Source organism: Agarivorans gilvus, assembly GCF_001420915.1.
Taxonomy (GTDB): domain Bacteria; phylum Pseudomonadota; class Gammaproteobacteria; order Enterobacterales; family Celerinatantimonadaceae; genus Agarivorans; species Agarivorans gilvus.
Window position 1 is genome coordinate 825,100 of the sequence record NZ_CP013021.1, and the last position, 16,184, is coordinate 841,283.

13 protein-coding genes, 1 other RNA gene and 1 pseudogene are annotated in these 16,184 nt (G+C 42.6%); 2 read left to right on the forward strand and 13 right to left on the reverse strand.

Going from position 1 to position 16,184, the window contains the following annotated elements:
• Nucleotides 1-319 precede the first annotated feature (319 nt).
• From AR383_RS03890 to ffs, 8 genes are all read right to left on the reverse strand, one after another.
• On the reverse strand, nucleotides 320-853 hold the full coding sequence (locus AR383_RS03890) for a hypothetical protein (RefSeq protein WP_055731944.1): 534 nt from the start codon (nucleotides 851-853) through the stop codon (nucleotides 320-322).
• Nucleotides 854-892: 39 nt separating this feature from the next.
• Entirely contained in the window at nucleotides 893-1,567 is a 675-nt protein-coding gene (locus AR383_RS03895) for a hypothetical protein (RefSeq protein ID WP_055731945.1), read from the reverse strand.
• A 14-nt stretch (nucleotides 1,568-1,581) separates the two neighbouring features.
• Nucleotides 1,582-3,555 carry a hypothetical protein gene (locus tag AR383_RS03900; protein ID WP_055731946.1) on the reverse strand — a complete coding sequence of 658 codons (1,974 nt, stop codon included), beginning with the start codon at nucleotides 3,553-3,555 and terminating at the stop codon, nucleotides 1,582-1,584.
• Between the two features lie 279 nt (nucleotides 3,556-3,834).
• Nucleotides 3,835-4,128, reverse strand: a complete 294-nt coding sequence (locus AR383_RS03905; RefSeq protein ID WP_055731947.1) for a helix-turn-helix transcriptional regulator — start codon at nucleotides 4,126-4,128, stop codon at nucleotides 3,835-3,837.
• A 98-nt stretch (nucleotides 4,129-4,226) separates the two neighbouring features.
• Nucleotides 4,227-5,270 carry a TniB family NTP-binding protein gene (locus tag AR383_RS03910; RefSeq protein ID WP_055731948.1) on the reverse strand — a complete coding sequence of 348 codons (1,044 nt, stop codon included), beginning with the start codon at nucleotides 5,268-5,270 and terminating at the stop codon, nucleotides 4,227-4,229.
• Nucleotides 5,270-7,165, reverse strand: a complete 1,896-nt coding sequence (locus tag AR383_RS03915; RefSeq protein ID WP_055731949.1) for a Mu transposase C-terminal domain-containing protein — start codon at nucleotides 7,163-7,165, stop codon at nucleotides 5,270-5,272. Before AR383_RS03915 ends, AR383_RS03910 begins: the two co-directional genes overlap by 1 nt.
• 2 nt (nucleotides 7,166-7,167) lie before the next feature.
• Entirely contained in the window at nucleotides 7,168-7,788 is a 621-nt protein-coding gene (locus AR383_RS03920) for a TnsA endonuclease N-terminal domain-containing protein (RefSeq protein ID WP_055731950.1), read from the reverse strand.
• A gap of 131 nt (nucleotides 7,789-7,919) precedes the next feature.
• Nucleotides 7,920-8,016: signal recognition particle sRNA small type (gene ffs / locus AR383_RS21180), an RNA gene on the reverse strand.
• Between the two features lie 59 nt (nucleotides 8,017-8,075).
• Here ffs and AR383_RS03925 point away from each other — a divergent pair.
• A complete protein-coding gene (locus AR383_RS03925; protein ID WP_188407532.1) occupies nucleotides 8,076-8,873 on the forward strand; it encodes a DUF547 domain-containing protein in 798 nt (265 codons plus the stop codon).
• A 45-nt stretch (nucleotides 8,874-8,918) separates the two neighbouring features.
• Here the strand turns inward: AR383_RS03925 and pfkA are convergent, their stop codons facing one another.
• The gene (gene pfkA / locus AR383_RS03930; protein ID WP_055731952.1) at nucleotides 8,919-9,881 is read right to left on the reverse strand and encodes a 6-phosphofructokinase; all 963 of its coding nucleotides are present in this window, start codon (nucleotides 9,879-9,881) and stop codon (nucleotides 8,919-8,921) included.
• A gap of 461 nt (nucleotides 9,882-10,342) precedes the next feature.
• Here pfkA and AR383_RS21465 point away from each other — a divergent pair, with 461 nt between their 5' ends.
• A complete protein-coding gene (locus AR383_RS21465) occupies nucleotides 10,343-10,498 on the forward strand; it encodes a hypothetical protein (protein ID WP_157051635.1) in 156 nt (51 codons plus the stop codon).
• Nucleotides 10,499-10,556: 58 nt separating this feature from the next.
• Here the strand turns inward: AR383_RS21465 and AR383_RS03935 are convergent, their stop codons facing one another.
• From AR383_RS03935 to odhB, 4 genes and pseudogenes are all read right to left on the reverse strand, one after another.
• The gene (locus tag AR383_RS03935) at nucleotides 10,557-12,644 is read right to left on the reverse strand and encodes a hypothetical protein (protein WP_055731953.1); all 2,088 of its coding nucleotides are present in this window, start codon (nucleotides 12,642-12,644) and stop codon (nucleotides 10,557-10,559) included.
• A gap of 213 nt (nucleotides 12,645-12,857) precedes the next feature.
• Nucleotides 12,858-13,730 (reverse strand): succinate--CoA ligase subunit alpha, encoded by an 873-nt coding sequence (gene sucD / locus AR383_RS03940; protein WP_055731954.1) that lies wholly within the window; start codon nucleotides 13,728-13,730, stop codon nucleotides 12,858-12,860.
• Entirely contained in the window at nucleotides 13,730-14,896 is a 1,167-nt protein-coding gene (gene sucC / locus AR383_RS03945; RefSeq protein WP_055731955.1) for an ADP-forming succinate--CoA ligase subunit beta, read from the reverse strand. The genes sucD and sucC overlap by 1 nt, the downstream gene beginning before the upstream one ends.
• 91 nt (nucleotides 14,897-14,987) lie before the next feature.
• Nucleotides 14,988-16,177 (reverse strand): annotated as a pseudogene (odhB, locus tag AR383_RS03950) (2-oxoglutarate dehydrogenase complex dihydrolipoyllysine-residue succinyltransferase).
• Between the last annotated feature and the right edge of the window lie 7 nt (nucleotides 16,178-16,184).

Sequence of the window (16,184 nt, forward strand, 5' to 3'; positions counted from 1 at the left end):
AAATAACACTGTATAAGCAAACAGTTTCGAGTTGATTATTCTTGATCTGAAAAGCCTATTTTAAGTGGTGCTCAAAAAGGAATACAGGTGCGTGGTTACAAGCGTCATTTAGTCATTAGTAATGCTAGCTCAAATTGGTGTACGCAGAAATGTTATGAGCAACAGTTCTAACGCACTTTTGGACAAAAACGTTTTAGACTATTTGAACTAATAATGTTGCTTCGGATTATTGTGAGTATGGAAAAGTGCTAATTAGGAACATTACAGGGCATTCTTAAAAAGAAAGAACCGACATTCGTTTTCTGACTCTTTATCTGATTTAAAGCGTGCCTGCTGCATGGCGCTTAGCGATGTCTTTGAATAGCTCTAGCATTCCTTGATTAAACAAAAAATCATCACTCATCTTAAAGCTTTGGCATAAGTCCATATCTGGGTGACCGCAGCGGCTACAGTTATCTAAGCTGTAACCGGGAATATCTCTACCTATAGAGTTAATGAGCCTGGATATCCCTAACTCCTCGTCACCACAATGCCCGTAATGATGAAAACCTTCACTGGTTTGCGGCTTGCTTGGGTCTCCAGCATTAAAAAAGCGCGGTAGGTTTTCTACAAACCATGCGGCTGCACCAATGGGGAACTCGTATTGCCCAACATAACGAAATGGCTTCCCATTAAACTCGTTAATGCTATCACTCCAGTGATGAAAAATTAGCATGGCGCCATCGAAATAAAGCTGCCAATCATAAATAGTATCTTTACGTCTAACATCAGTAATCTCGGCAATTTTTTTCCAAGCGCTAGGTAAGTTCTCGGGCTGGTATACGGGCCATTCTGGCTTGCGAGGCACTGGCACAAAAGTAGATGCATCAAAGACAGGGGGGGGTTACTCATACTATGAATTAACGAGTGCCTCTACCGCCTGTTTAGCAGTAACTTGATTTACCCAAGCATCTGGCCTCACACCATTAAATACCGCATTCTTAAAGACATTAAAAAGGTCTTTAGCCTTAGGGATATCATCGATAGAGTTACCGCCAAAACCACGTACTTCGGTATACCCTGGAAATCTGGGTAAGTGGCTTTGAAATGGTAGTAGCTGTTTACCGCTATCAATATCTAACTTAAGCTCTTCCAATTCAGCAAGGAATTTTTCTTCATCCTTAGTTAATACTCGGTGAGCGTTTTTCAAACAATCGATTAAGCTACCTATTACTATTGACACACAAGGGTAATATTCAGGTTTAACTAATAATTGCCCTCTTTTTAGGATTTTAATCAACTGTTCTAACGGTAATTCAATTTCTATAAATATAGAATTCATATCATCGGGATTACTAGCTCGGAAGCTCAAAGTACCATCAGTATATATGTAACGTAGCGTGCTAAGTTGCTCTGCTGGCAAAGGCAAACTAAAGTTTGGCTCTTTTAGTTTATCTAATACCCAAAGTAGCTGCGCTTGCAAACGCCCTTCAGGGCTAGAGTCAACTACCGCATACTCACTAAATCGATCGAGTAAGTAGTTAGAGATTGCGATAACATCATCTTTTTGTTCTTGTAAAATAGTCACGATTAGATCCCGGTTTATTTAACTTTTATTAAGGTTGCTGGGTCTGCGGCGATCTGAGTACCGCCACCAGGCATAATTTTACCTAGCAAGCCAGTATCATACTTATTGGCTTCAGAATATTGAATAAGCTCTGTTGCTTTGCCAATAGTCGATTCAACAACCTTTTGGTCTTTAGTCACCATAACTTCTTCGATAATATTGGCTCGGTTAAAACATGGCAATGCCATGCTATTTTTCACCCCTTCATGGTCCCAATTCGTTCCATCATAGTGCTTCGACTTCATCTGCTGTAAACCAGCTTCATCCATCCAATACGCGGAGGTTTCTATATCTTTCTCAAAGCCTTTAGTATTAAAGCCATAGAGCTTATCACCTGCTTTAACTTCTTTAATTCGGAAATCATCGCCTGAACTTAGTACCTCTGAAATCTTCTCTTCTCGCCAACCTTGTTGAGCTAATTGTTTTGCAGCTTTGGCATCTGCATTTGAAAGGTCCTCGAGGTCAATTTGCCTAACTGTCTTAAAGTTTTCTATCTCAACTTGACTTGATTCAATATTGTGAAACTTAGTTGAATGAGATGGAAGTACTGCGCTTTTTTGTTTACCCGTATCGGTAGGCACTTGTGCCCCCGCAGGCTTAGCAATTTGTTGTTCAACTTTTCCGCCAGTACGGCCTGCTTTAGTTTTAAATCTGGCTTTTTGTTTTAGTTGCTTAGCAAGCTTTTTAAATAAGCCACCAAGTTTATCTAAATGGCGCACTCGGTTTGCGGCTATGGCGGCGCTTGCTGTTCCCCCACTGAGGGCCACTAAAATGGCGCTAAGTACAATGTCGAAGATGGCAGCCCCGCCCATTTCTGTCAGCTCGGTGTGGTGCTGGGCTTTGGCAAAATCTTTAACAAACTGTACTAGAACGGCTTGTGTTTCACTGTCATCGCTAATGAAACTAGCAATTTCGTAGGCTTCGGTGAGCTTTTCTTTGGTAATAGAGGTGGGGTCAAAGCCCAGTGCTTTTACGTAGGCCTGATGTTGCTGAGCCGTCCAATTGTTGGCGAAGCTGGTCGCCCAACTATCGTTGTCTTCAACATTATAAGCTTCCCACGCGGCAGTGAAGGCGCGTTTAAGCTGCCCTTGAGCAGACGCAAGTTCAATAAGGTTGTAGGTAAATTCAGCGGCATCACTAAGCGCACCACCAATCCCAGTTAACAGAGAGCCAATACTCGATGCCCCCTTTTCAAGTGCATTTAGCTCACCATACTCGGCCGCAATCTTGGCACCCTCAGCTCTCTCGGCAGAAATAATGCTACTGAGTACGGCAGCTATCTCGGCTCGAGTAGCTGCAATGGCGGCGTCATTGGGTTGCTCGCCAAACTCAACATCAACGTTATTGGGTTTAAGGTTAGGTAGATGCGCTAAACCATCAGCATCGAGCATGCCTTTTAATACTGTGCCGTCAGCTAAGGTTGCCTTGTAAGGCAAGTTGGCCGCAGGTGAGCCATCTGGTAATGCGCAATACAAGTCTAAAGCTTCGCGAATGTCTTCAGTTGATTGTCCACCTTGGCCTAAGGGCATTTGAGCTGGCTTAGCGCGAGTAACAACACTCTCTGGCAAAGCTGCTACAGGCATGCCGCCTTCCATATTCGAAGGCGGAGGCGGCGCAAAGTTTTTACCTTTGAGCACCTTAACCTCACCGCTCACAATGCCATTACTAAGCCAAGCAATTTTTTGCTGCTCACTTTTGTGGCTAGCCATGTAATCGCCAGACACCTGAAAGTACAGTGTGTTTAAGTCAAACTGATAACCCCACATAGGGCTATGGTTTTGCAGTAAGGATTGCGCCCAATATGTATCGATATGGTGATGAATCAATTCGCCAGAATTAGGCACATGGCTTACATGCCTAGGTAAGAACATATAAGACTGGCCAAAGGCATCCACTAACAGAGTTTGGTTAAACTTAGCTTGCTCGAAAGGGTTAGCGTTTGGGTGCATTATAGCCTCCCAAACACGCCATCGATTTCACTGCCTTAAACATGCGGTTCCTTGCTCGCTTACCTGGACAAAATTGACTTAAGAATCAATAAGGTCGTGATGCTATCAGGCTAGTGACAAGGGAGTCAATATAAATATTAAAATACTCATTAAGCTTAGCGCTAGAGATAAGGTTAATTTGCTGAAAACACGAAGATTGATTTGAGTTATTTTAGGCTTGAAACTCGTAATGGGGCAATAGTATGTTAGAAACACCGGCCCCAAAGAGATTGCCTTAGGCTATCCAAGACTATCCATGACCCGCTTAATCTGCTCTTCAGAGAGCTTAGACAACTTCAATAAACATTCTGCAAGTAGGTCGTCATCGCAATACAGATAAGCGACAGGTACGCCAAGCTCGTCCGCTAATCGTTTAGCTGTTTGAAAATCTGGTGCGTGTTTACCTTTCTCGTACTGATTCATTCTGGCACTAGCTGTATTGGGGTCCATACCAAGCTTAATCCCTAATTTCTGCTGAGATATGCCCGCTGCGTTACGGGCATCTCGAAGTCTGGTAGGTAGCGGGTTTTCCATCAATCATTAGCCAGTTAAGAAACATGACTAAGATTTTCTTAGTATCCTAGCCTCAATAATACTAAGGAATACTTAGTTGGCGCAACGTTACTCTAAGTTTATGAGTTTTTCTTTAAGAGTTGGGATATTGGGAGGCCATCTACGAACTGAGTGCGAATGATCTGTTCATCGAGAGTTGAAGCGGCATGGTTTAGCTTCGAATATTCCTTAACTTTCGGTACTGGTATTTCCTCAAAAGCCATTTTAAATGGGTTACTAACACCTGGCTTTTGGAAAATAAATGCCTCCTCAAGATGTTTAAGTTCAATAGTCAAGGCTCTATCCTTAAGTGCTAAAAATAAAGCTTCACTTAACAAACTTTTCAAAGACCGCATCTGCCCTGAACACGCTGAAAACAAGGCTCTGATGGTATGCTTGTCGTTAAGTTTTGGCGGAACATCAAACCCCATTCTCAAACAAAAGCCATTGATTAACCTGCTGAATTCTTTAAGATCACTTTTCGAAGATAAATTAAAGTAAGGCAAAAACTGCTTGTGTATCAGCCGTGAATCCCATTGAGGATCGTCAGTAATTTTATCAGCCCAAGGCATACCAACCAAAACGAATGGGATACCAGATTCCTCGCTAATATATTTCAGCCTATTTGAGATAGCAGTACACTCTTTGAGCGATTTAAATTCAAATAACTCTTGTACTTCGTTGATAATGATAAGCTCCGTTTTTTTATACGCTAATGCTTTAAGTAATGAAGCTGTAAGAGATAGAGAGTTGGATGCTTTGTATCTAAAACTGGTTCCAAAATGCCCTAGCGTTGAAAGCATTTCTAAAATCGTCAAGTCCAGACTCGGTGTGTCTGGAATTCTGGTTACCAAAACTGGCGTAACGTTTAGTTGGCTATCTGGAGAGGCCTGAGCTTGCTGCCTATAGTGACGAACCAGCGAAGACTTGCCTGAGCCACTGTCTCCAGTCAGGAGCATACAGGGGACATCGGCAGCTGCGCCAGCCGAAATACGTTGGTGTGAATGGAAATGAAAGCGGAGCCTGTCGAAAATCTCATAAATTGTTGTGACAGTGGGGTGTTCAATAAAACAATCAAGGAAACTGTCAAATTGAGACTGCTGCATTTCTAAAAGTTGTGCCATTAGTAAGCGCCATCCTCAAGCTCAAAATTCTCCCAATCCAAATCCTCAATATCAGTAGGTTTTGTGTTATTAGCGAGCAATGTTTGTGTTTGAATAGCTTGCGCAGCAGTAATTGAGCCATTACCAGAATCACTACCAATATTATGATATTTGGCCATTTTCTTCATTCCACCGATCTTTGGATTCTTTCTCTTTACTTTCTGGCTAAGAGCTTCCGCTTCTTTTCGAATACGCTCATGAAGATAAACTTTGCATTCAGCCAAGTGTTCGGTATCCACTGAAGATCGAACATAGCTCCTAACAAATCGTTGATTAGTTTGATGCTGTAGCAAAGAAAGTCCAGAAGCATACTCTTGATCAACACATGGCACCTTAATATAACGTTGTTCACTTTGTAGAAAGACGAAAATATAGGCAATAGATGTATGGATAGTTTTAACTTTTACTTTTAAGTGCTTTGCACCAGTTTCTGGCGATTTGCGCTTCCTATATTCTGTCAATTCATCAGATACATACCTCAACTTATGAATATGAATTCCATCATGAAGCACTGACCGTTCATTAACCTTTGCCAATTCAATAAGCAGCCTCTCAGCTTCATTTGCTTCATATGTTGGAGGGGAAACCAGTGACGTTCCCTTACACCACTGAACAATCGGGATCTTCGTTTCCCTTGTATCAGGCCTGTAGTGGTACTCATCAATTAACCACTTATGAAAAAGCTCCATAAAAGTAGAGAACCTCATCACAGCATCTTTTTCAGGTTTATAGTCTTTAAGCTCCTGAATACTGGAAAATGTCTTACCTGGGATAGAAATCAACAGTTTTTTATTCACTGTGGAAAAAAAGCGCTCAATCATAGGCTTTAGCCAAGGTCTAGCGACTTGGTTATAGTCAACATTTTGTACAATACCTGCACATGCATCGTCGAGACTGGATGACCAAAATTCAGCGGCATTATCAACGACTAACATTCCTATTTTTCCTTCACATGGCCACTCTTTTTTAATTGATGGAAAACGCTCCTTAACCCAATGTTTTGGTAAATATGCACATGATAGCGCTCTGCGAACCGAGTCATAACTTGGTTCTCTATAACCAATATAAAAACCAACAATACAACCGCTGTAGCTATCCATAAGAGCAGTAAGGTAAGGCCTACCAAGAGGAAGTAGCAACTCATCATCAACCAGAATTAAATCCAGAGGGGTATGATCAATCTCTACACGCTCTAGTACATTACTTGGTTTCTTAAGTTGTTTGACTGTTCTGAAATGCCTATCTGCATATGGCTTTCCAAAGCGCCTGAGTGCAACTAGATATGGAGATAATTTATTGATTCGGTTATAAAAGGTTCTCTGGCAAACTGGCTTCAACTTACCACTAATCAGTTTAGAGTTTTCTAAAACAATCCAGCTCTTATAAAGTTCATAACAATCAGCAATAGTTGGCCTTTCTCTGGTTAAGTAATATTCCTCTATAGCTTTTTCAAAGAAAAAACCATCTTCCATTTTGCGAGCACCTGTCCCTCCTTTTTTATGATGCTTAGGCAGTAAAGCTTCAAGTGAGTGACCAGAATTAATATAGCTTGAATACCAGCGAGAAAGGGTCCTCCAGTTAGGTAGGGTGAAGTCAAACTCTATTGTGGCTTGCTCCAATAAAGGTGACAATTTTTTCTCCGTCCAACCGCCCTTAAGTCGTTTATCAACCCATTGGATCAAAGCATAACGTCGCAAAGCCTCTCGCTGTTGCTCTTTCGAATAGCTATCAAAATCTGGGGACAGGTGGTCGTTATCTAAATCACTCGTCTCTTTACTAAAAGACTCAATTGATTCGGCCGAGAGGGAATCATACTCATCATCAAATAAACCCAAAGTATGACGAGAGGATGCCATAGCTAGCACCACACCAAGCTATTGACTCCCAGCTCATTGTCTGAAATATCAGCTTGTAAATGCCCACGAGATATCCAAGTTAATGCAGATGCAAAAACATCTCCTGGCGCACAATCAGACTCATCAACCAAATCTCGAACGGTTATTCGACCTAACGACTTCACTGCATCTAAAACCCAAAAATGAAGTGGAGTTAGTGAATAGTTTCCTGCGTAGCGGTGAAGTAATTTGAGATTGTTTAAAATGGGGTTTAAGCAGATCTGTTTTTCAGTCACAACAATCAATGGAATGCTTTGGGACAGAGCAGCCTCTCTTCGTAATGCAAACTTAACTCTAAATTCTGGTTTTCTAACTTTTGAAGAAGGTTTGATCTCAAAAAAGCGTTTACCAAACTCTTTGTCTTCAACAAGAAAATCAGGATAAAAAGTTTGAGTACGACCATTTAACTGATAATCAACACCACAGGGTTGAGCAATAAATGAGGTTATGCTTGGTGAATATTCAAAATGGAAACAAGCGTCATACTCAAGCGATGACTCAACTTTAACCATTTTTCCCATCTTAGGGCTGGCAAACTTAAAAATACTTTTGTGGGTAGAAGGGCCAATAACTCTAGACTTCATAACCAGCACTCATATATTGTAAATTTACAACTTAAGGATAGGCTATGTCATGTTATGTTGCAATTTATGCCAACTTCTTGCAATTTATGTCAACTTCAATTGCAAACAACACGAAGAAAATTGGGTGGCAGCCCTACCAGCCACATCCCGGCACTCGAGTCGTCTGCTGCGGTTGCTCCCTTCCGGGCCTGGCCGAGTTCACAGAGTATCAATGCGGGAGGACCAATAGGGCCACCATAGAAGTGCTTCCTTGGAAGCGAGGCTATTCTCGCTTAAGCACTGCAATTTTGCAAACGCTAATAGCGCTTTTTAAAGCCTACCGCAGTTTGTTTGCTCAAGTTTTAATCCTCTGCCAACTATTTGTCTTCAGCCCTGCCCTATCAGAACCCTTTAACCACCAATTGTGGAATGATTTATTAACCAAACACGTTCACTGGGTGGTGCCAAAACAGGAGAGTCGAGTAGATTACGCCAACTTTAACCGACCGGCCTTACAGCGCTATCTCAACACTATTGCCTCGGTTTCCCAGCAGCAGTTTTACGCATGGACAAAGGACCAACAGTTGGCTTTTTTAATCAACGCTTATAATGCCTACACCATCGCTTACGTTCTTAGTGCCTACCCCAAGCTTGATTCAATTAAAGATCTAGGCAGTTGGTTTCGCTCACCTTGGCAGAAACAGCGATTTATGTTGTTTGGTGAAAAGGTCAGCTTAGACCACATTGAACATGATTTGATTAGGCCGCACTACAATAATCCACACATCCATGTTGCACTGGTATGCGCGGCGCTTAGCTGTCCTCCCCTGCAAAGCTATGCGTTTAGTGGTGACCACCTTAAAGAACAATTGGATTTAGCGTTTAGAGAGTTTTTACGCAGTGACAAAAACCGCTACCAAGCTGAACGGCAAGAGCTCTACCTATCATCTATTTTTAAATGGTATAACGAAGACTTTGGTAATGACCTCAACAACTACCTCAGTAACTATGCAGCCGATTTCAAAGCTTCGCCTGAACAAATACGCAAGGCAAACATTCGTTACTTGAAATATGATTGGTCACTCAATGACTTAGCATTGCACTAGATCAAAAAAGCCCGCATCAGCGGGCTTTTAAAAGGATCTAATTGTTTAGAACAAACATCTAGATAACTCGTATAGATCTTCGTTAAATGGACGCTTCATATTTTCGATACATTCGATAATATCGTGATGAACCATTCTATTGTTCTGAATACCAATGCAGCGACCACCATGACCTTCAACTAGTAGGTCAACCGCGTAAGCCCCCATGCGGCTAGCCATAACGCGGTCACGTCCAGTTGGCGTACCACCACGTTGAATGTGACCAAGAATAGTCGCGCGGGTTTCACGGCCAGTAGCCATTTCAATTCCAGCAGCTAATTCATTTACATTAGTGATGTGCTCGGTAATAGCAACGATGGCATGCTTTTTACCTTTTTTCTGTCCATCTTTCAGGCTATTAAGCAACTCTTCGCGGTCAAAGCCTTTCTCAGGAATAATCACGTACTCTGCACCGCCAGCAATACTCGCTTGCATAGCTAGGTCACCACAGTAACGGCCCATGATTTCAATCACAGAGATACGGTTGTGTGAAGACGAGGTATCACGGATACGGTCAATGGCATCAATCACTACGTTTAACGCTGTGTCAAAACCAATGGTGTAGTCAGTACCGGCAATATCGTTATCGATGGTGCCAGGTAAACCGATACAAGGGAAGCCCATTTCAGTGAGCTTTTTCGCACCCATATATGAGCCATCACCACCCACTACCACTAAGGCTTCAATACCATGTTTCTTCATGTTTTCCACAGCAACTTCGCGCGTAGCAAGCTCTTTAAATTCAGGAAAACGTGCCGAGCCAAGGAAAGTACCACCACGGTTGATCACATCTGACACACTAAAACGATCTAACTTTTTAATGTTATCGTTATGCAAGCCCATGTAACCATCGTACACACCGTATACTTCGATATCTTTAGACAATGCGCTACGAACTACGGCACGTACCGCCGCATTCATACCAGGAGCATCACCGCCACTCGTTAATACACCAATTTTCTTAACCATCATTCCCTCACAAAGCTGAACTGACCAAAACTTACGTAATAATTTAACAAATTATTCCCACCTTCCCTATTGTGCTGAATACACTAACTGGCTAAAACAAGAAGGTAGAAACAACAATAATCGTTTCTAATAGCTGTAGATTCCGCGCCTTGGCTATGACTACAAACTATTCTAGTGTGCGCGCATTTTGCCACGCTAAAGCTAAAACTTTTATGACCCTAATCAGATAACGCCCACATTTTGAAACAAAATTTCAGGCTTGTCCAAGTATAATAACAACGCTCGCTCAGGATTATAGAAGTAATCTGTGATTCTGCATATTTTGTGTGTTTATACAGCAGCATACCGTTTTGTCTGCGGATAAAGCTTCACTTTTCATTCACAATTATGTAACATTAGCCTCTCAAACTTGAGCAGACCATCGGGTCGGATGTTTGATTATCGTGTTTAAAGGGAATCTTATGAAGTCTGATCTTCAATACGCTATCGAGCGCAATGTAGCGACGAACCGCAGAGCAGTAGAAAACTACCTGCTACTGCGCCAACAAGAGCAATACTTAGGCTCTGTCGAACTACAAAACCTCGTACTAAACAGCGAAAGTGCTAAGCAAAGTTAACTCTCACTTTTAAATAATAGAGCAAGTAAAAAGGGGCTAATTAGCCCCTTTTAAAGTTTTACTTCGCCCCTTCGATAGGCTCTATAGAATGTAAAGCCGGAGATAGGTGTATTACACCATCAACCTCATTGTCCAGCGACAAAATATTGGTTTTGCTAATGCGGTGACGATAAATCTCACGTAGATACTTAATCGCATTTTCAACATTTTTGAAATCTAAGCGAATGTCATTAATCGATACAAATTTATCGGTTTCGGAAATTAGCTCACGGTATTTCTTCTCATACATCGGTTTAATCGCATACCAGTTGGTATCGAGAATCTTCGCTGGATTCTCAAACTCCCACAAGAACTCTTGTAGCTCTTCAGGTTTAAACTCATCTTGTGTAATAAAACGCAAAATAGCTTGGTCGATCTCATCGCTGTAACGATACTCTTCTTTAGCAAAGCAACGTTTTATATACGCTACCACCAAGGTAAGAAAATCATCACTTAAACACGGGCTCTTTGCTACCAAGGTTGTTAAAGACAAGTTGGCTGACGCACCGATGACTAAGGCATAACGCTTAAGAGTGGTATTTGGGAACAGTTTATTGATATGAACCTTTAACTTGTTCAAATCCATAAACGACAGCTTGTAATCCTTAGGCAAAGAGATAATGGAAATAACCGATGAACAATGCTTAAAGAAATGCAGGTTATTCAACTCTTCTGCGTTGTAGTGGCTGTCTTGGTATTTCTTCAATGATTGCTTATAGCGTTGCGATTCGATGGGTAAAATACTGATCCCTTCAATCGCTTGAGTATCTAAGTTGAAATGCGGTAAATCAATGGAGCGGAAAAATAGCTCATCAATATCTACATCATCATTAACCGATTTATTTACCACGCTTTCGGCATAAGCTACCGCTACTGGGCCAGCCATGCTCATAAATAAATCGTTAGCATCTAAGCGAACCGTTTCAGAAATGTCTATCCCCGCTCGACGGAAGTAGTTTTCATCGTAATCGGTGGTCACCGCCTGCGCGGTGAGAATATTAAAGATCTGTTGAGAAATATACTGGTTAGCATACTTCTCCATGGTATTCACATCGATATCTTTGCCCTTATCGCTTTCATCTTGCTCAACGTAACGCATAATATCATTTGATATCAGCATCATTGAGTTCCAAGGGCGGATCCGGCGCATAACATCTTCGGGCGTATCGTTATTCTCTCGCTCTACGTTATAGGAGAAATCCCACTCCTCTGATAAGTACTTACACAGCAAACGTCCGGCGTTAATATGTAGCGCTTCGGAGACCTCAATGCTGCTGCCGGATATATTAGGCAAGATACAAATACCAGAGGTAAAGATGGGCTCAAAAACAAAAGAATCGCGTTTATCTGGCTGATTTGACGGCGAGACCTGATAATCAAAGGTTTTACTTAGGTATGAAAACTGCTGCGCTAAGCCAAATTCAGATGCCATGCCAGAGCCTGTTCCCCCACCCGCGCTAAAAATATAAAAGTAAAGCCGAGATTGGTTAGCTTTAATACCACAAGAATCAACAAGGTAAGAATGAATATGCCGCCAATCTTCATTTCTAAAACTGCTAGTATCTTTATTCAGAATGATTTTTGCGAGGTATTGGCCAAGGATGGGTGCGTTACCGGCTCCGCCCGCATGCACTTCGGAAAGGTCCATCAGCTGCAGCTTTTTATATTCTTCTAAAAACTTCTGCCGCCCAGCTTGCGAGGAATACTTAATTCGTCCTGCAATATCTTTGTCTAAGTCACCAACGAGTACAACTGGCTCAATCAAAAAGACTGGATTTTCACCACTATTAGTGTCTATGGGCAAATGATTTTTAATCCAGCGCATTGGCTTGAATTCGCGCTCTTGAGCTAACTGATCTTGGTATTCAATTTCATTTAGGTAGTGAGTGCGGGAGTTGTAAACGAGGGTGGCAACATCAAGAGCGATATTTGAACCACAACGGCCCAAACCAATTAAGCAAACAGAGGGAAAGCTTTGTTCTAGTAAATCCTTTTCTTCTAACAAATTAGGGAAAATGTTTTGCCTAACTTTATCGAGATTATCGAGGATTTTATCCAAGCTATTTTCGGTGTAATACAAATGTTCTATAGGAAGCGCATCCTTCATAGTTCATCCTTGTGGCTAGTCTAGTTTTTCATTTTAATATTTATACTCACCATCGTTGTTCATTACCCGCCTAAAAGCAAGAAATTACCGAATTTTAGCAACTTAATTGTGATAACTATGTTTAAGCGATAAAAGGGAACATTAGCCTAATCTGCTCAAGGCAATAAAAATAAAAAAGGCGCCATAAAGGCGCCCTAGTATTAGCAGAAAAATTTACCAGCCGGTCACTTCTCGTAAGGCTTTACCAATATCCGCTAGGCTGCGAACGGTCTTCACGCCAGCATCTTCTAAGGCTGCAAATTTATCTGCCGCGGTACCTTTACCACCAGCGATAATCGCCCCAGCATGCCCCATACGCTTACCCGGAGGCGCAGTAACACCGGCAATGTAGGAAACAACAGGCTTAGTCACATTAGCCTTAATGTAGGCGGCCGCCTCTTCTTCGGCACTCCCACCAATTTCACCAATCATCACAATGGCTTCGGTTTTAGGGTCATTTTGGAACATTTCCAAAATATCGATGAAGTTAGAACCAGGGATTGGGTCACCACCGATACCAACACAGCTTGATTGACCAAAGCCTTCGTCGGTAGTTTGTTTCACTGCTTCATAGGTTAAGGTACCAGAGCGGGAAACAATCCCAACTTTACCGGCCTTATGAATATGTCCTGGCATAATACCAATTTTACATTCGTCAGGCGTAATAACCCCTGGGCAGTTTGGACCGATCATGCGAGCGCCAGCTTCATCTAGCTTCACTTTCACTTCTAACATATCTAATGTTGGAATACCTTCAGTGATAGTGATAATGATTTTAATACCAGCTGCAATGGCTTCTAAAATCGCATCTTTACAGAAAGGTGCAGGAACATAGATAACCGTTGCATCAGCACCCGTTGCTTCCACAGCATCACGAACCGTATTAAACACAGGCAAACCTAAATGAGTTTGACCGCCTTTACCCGGTGATACACCGCCCACCATTTGAGTACCGTAAGCAATAGCTTGTTCTGAATGGAAAGTACCTTGGCCACCAGTGAAACCTTGACAAATTACTTTGGTGTTTTTATCGATTAAAATACTCATTATTTGGCCTCCGCAGCTTTAACGACTTGTACAGCAGCATCGGTTAAACTAGTGGCTGCAATAATGTTAAGGCCAGACTCAGCCAAGCGCTGGGTACCAAGGTCGGCGTTGTTACCTTCAAGGCGCACCACTACCGGCACACTTACACCCACTTCTTCTACCGCACCAATGATGCCATCGGCAATCAGGTCACAACGAACAATCCCGCCGAAGATATTCACTAAGACAGCTTTTACTTTGTCATCAGACAAAATAATCTTAAAGGCTTCGGTTACCCGTTCTTTGGTTGCGCCGCCGCCAACATCTAGGAAGTTGGCTGGAGAGCCGCCGTACAATTGCACGATATCCATAGTGCCCATAGCAAGGCCTGCACCGTTCACCATACAACCAATGCTGCCATCTAGTGCAACATAGTTTAGCTCCCATTGGGCCGCATGCGCTTCACGCTCATCTTCTTGAGAAGGATCGTGCATTTCACGAAGTTTAGGCTGACGATACAAGGCATTGGAATCAATATTGATTTTGCCATCTAAGCATATCAAGTCACCGCCACCAGTTACCACCAGAGGGTTAATTTCTAGCAGCGCTAGGTCGTGGTCAGTAAACATATTAGCCAAACCGACAAAAATCTTAGTAAATTGGCGGATTTGATTACCTTCTAAGCCCAACTTAAAAGCTAGCTCACGAGCTTGATAAGGCTGAGGGCCGACGAGAGGGTCGATGGCCATTTGATGAATCAACTCTGGCGTTTCTTCGGCAACTTTTTCAATTTCCATGCCGCCTTCGGTTGAAGCCATAAATACCACTCTACGTGAAGCACGATCAACCACCGCGCCCAAGTAAAGTTCGTTAGCAATATCAGATGCTTCTTCAACCAAAATCTTCGATACCGGCTGACCATTAGCATCGGTCTGGTAAGTCACCAAGTTTTTACCTAACCATTGCTGGGCAAACGCTTTAACTTCTTCTTTATCAGAGGTCACTTTCACGCCCCCTGCTTTACCACGCCCACCAGCGTGAACTTGAGTTTTAACTACCCAGGTAGAGCCAGCGATTTTACCCGCAGCTTCGGCTGCTTCTTGTGGGGTATCACAGGCGTACCCTTCTGGCACTGGCAAGCCGTAATCAGCAAACAGTTGCTTAGCCTGATATTCATGCAAATTCATGATGTTCTATCCATAGTGTTAGGGGATACATTTGAGGTGCTCAACACCTTTCCGAATAAGGGCCTGAAATCCAGGCCCAAAACAAACTTGTTTATACGTCTAGTAATAGACGCGTTGGATCTTCTAGCAACTCTTTAATGGTTACCAAAAAGCCCACTGACTCCTTTCCGTCGACCAAGCGGTGATCGTAGGACAATGCTAAGTACATCATTGGTAGAATTTCTACTTGACCATTTACCGCCATAGGACGGTCTTGGATCTTATGCATACCTAAAATCGCACTTTGCGGAGGATTAATAATAGGTGTAGACATTAGAGAACCAAACACACCGCCGTTAGTAATGGTAAAGTTCCCCCGGTGAGTTCTTCAACCGTTAACTTACCGTCACGACCTTTAATCGCTAGCTCACGAATACCTTTTTCGATGTCGGCAACACTGAGTAAATCACAGTCACGAAGCACTGGAGTAACTAGACCTCGTGGCGTTGATACCGCGATGCTTACATCGAAGTAGTTATGATAAACAATGTCGTCGCCATCAATTGAAGCATTTACCTCTGGGTAACGTTTTAATGCTTCCACCACCGCTTTTACATAAAAAGACATAAAACCAAGACGAATATCATGACGTTTTTCAAATACATCTTGATATTGCTTACGCAGGCTCATGATGGGTTTCATGTTCACTTCATTAAAGGTAGTTAACATGGCTGTGGTATTTTTAGCTTCTAATAAACGCTCTGCTACCCGCTTACGTAAACGCGTCATAGCTACGCGTTTTTCACTGCGAGAAGACAATGGCGCTTGTGGCGCGGCCTCGGCAGCTTTAGTCGCTTGCGCTTCTGCTGGTTTAGCTAGATAGGCTTCTATGTCTTCTTTGGTAATTCGTCCACCTTGACCAGTGCCTTTCACCTTAGCGATGTCTACCCCTTTCTCGGCAACAAGGCGACGAACAGAAGGTGATAACTCATCATTGACGGCCTTATCGCTAGGAGCTTCACTTGGCTCTTCAGCTTTTGAGCTGACTTCTTCACCAGCTACCGCACCGGCTTTCATTTTACCAATGACTTGTTGGCCAAGTACGGTCGCGCCTTCGGCTTCAATTATCTCCTCAAGCACACCCGATTCCATCGCGGGTACTTCAAGAACAACTTTATCCGTTTCAATATCAACAATAACTTCATCTCGTTCTACCGAATCGCCCGGCTGCTTATGCCACGTAGCAATCGTTGCATCGGCTACTGATTCGGGTAGGTCAGGCACTTTAATTTCAATGCTCATTAAGGCT

Coding starts and splice junctions, on each gene's coding strand:
- sucD (WP_055731954.1), bottom strand. CDS start 13,730: ATGAGTATTTTAATCGATAAAAACACCAAAGTAATTTGTCAAGGTTTC.
- AR383_RS03905 (WP_055731947.1), bottom strand. CDS start 4,128: ATGGAAAACCCGCTACCTACCAGACTTCGAGATGCCCGTAACGCAGCG.
- AR383_RS03915 (WP_055731949.1), bottom strand. CDS start 7,165: ATGGCATCCTCTCGTCATACTTTGGGTTTATTTGATGATGAGTATGAT.
- AR383_RS03910 (WP_055731948.1), bottom strand. CDS start 5,270: ATGGCACAACTTTTAGAAATGCAGCAGTCTCAATTTGACAGTTTCCTT.
- pfkA (WP_055731952.1), bottom strand. CDS start 9,881: ATGGTTAAGAAAATTGGTGTATTAACGAGTGGCGGTGATGCTCCTGGT.
- sucC (WP_055731955.1), bottom strand. CDS start 14,896: ATGAATTTGCATGAATATCAGGCTAAGCAACTGTTTGCTGATTACGGC.
- AR383_RS03935 (WP_055731953.1), bottom strand. CDS start 12,644: ATGAAGGATGCGCTTCCTATAGAACATTTGTATTACACCGAAAATAGC.
- AR383_RS21465 (WP_157051635.1), top strand. CDS start 10,343: ATGAAGTCTGATCTTCAATACGCTATCGAGCGCAATGTAGCGACGAAC.
- AR383_RS03900 (WP_055731946.1), bottom strand. CDS start 3,555: ATGCACCCAAACGCTAACCCTTTCGAGCAAGCTAAGTTTAACCAAACT.
- AR383_RS03920 (WP_055731950.1), bottom strand. CDS start 7,788: ATGAAGTCTAGAGTTATTGGCCCTTCTACCCACAAAAGTATTTTTAAG.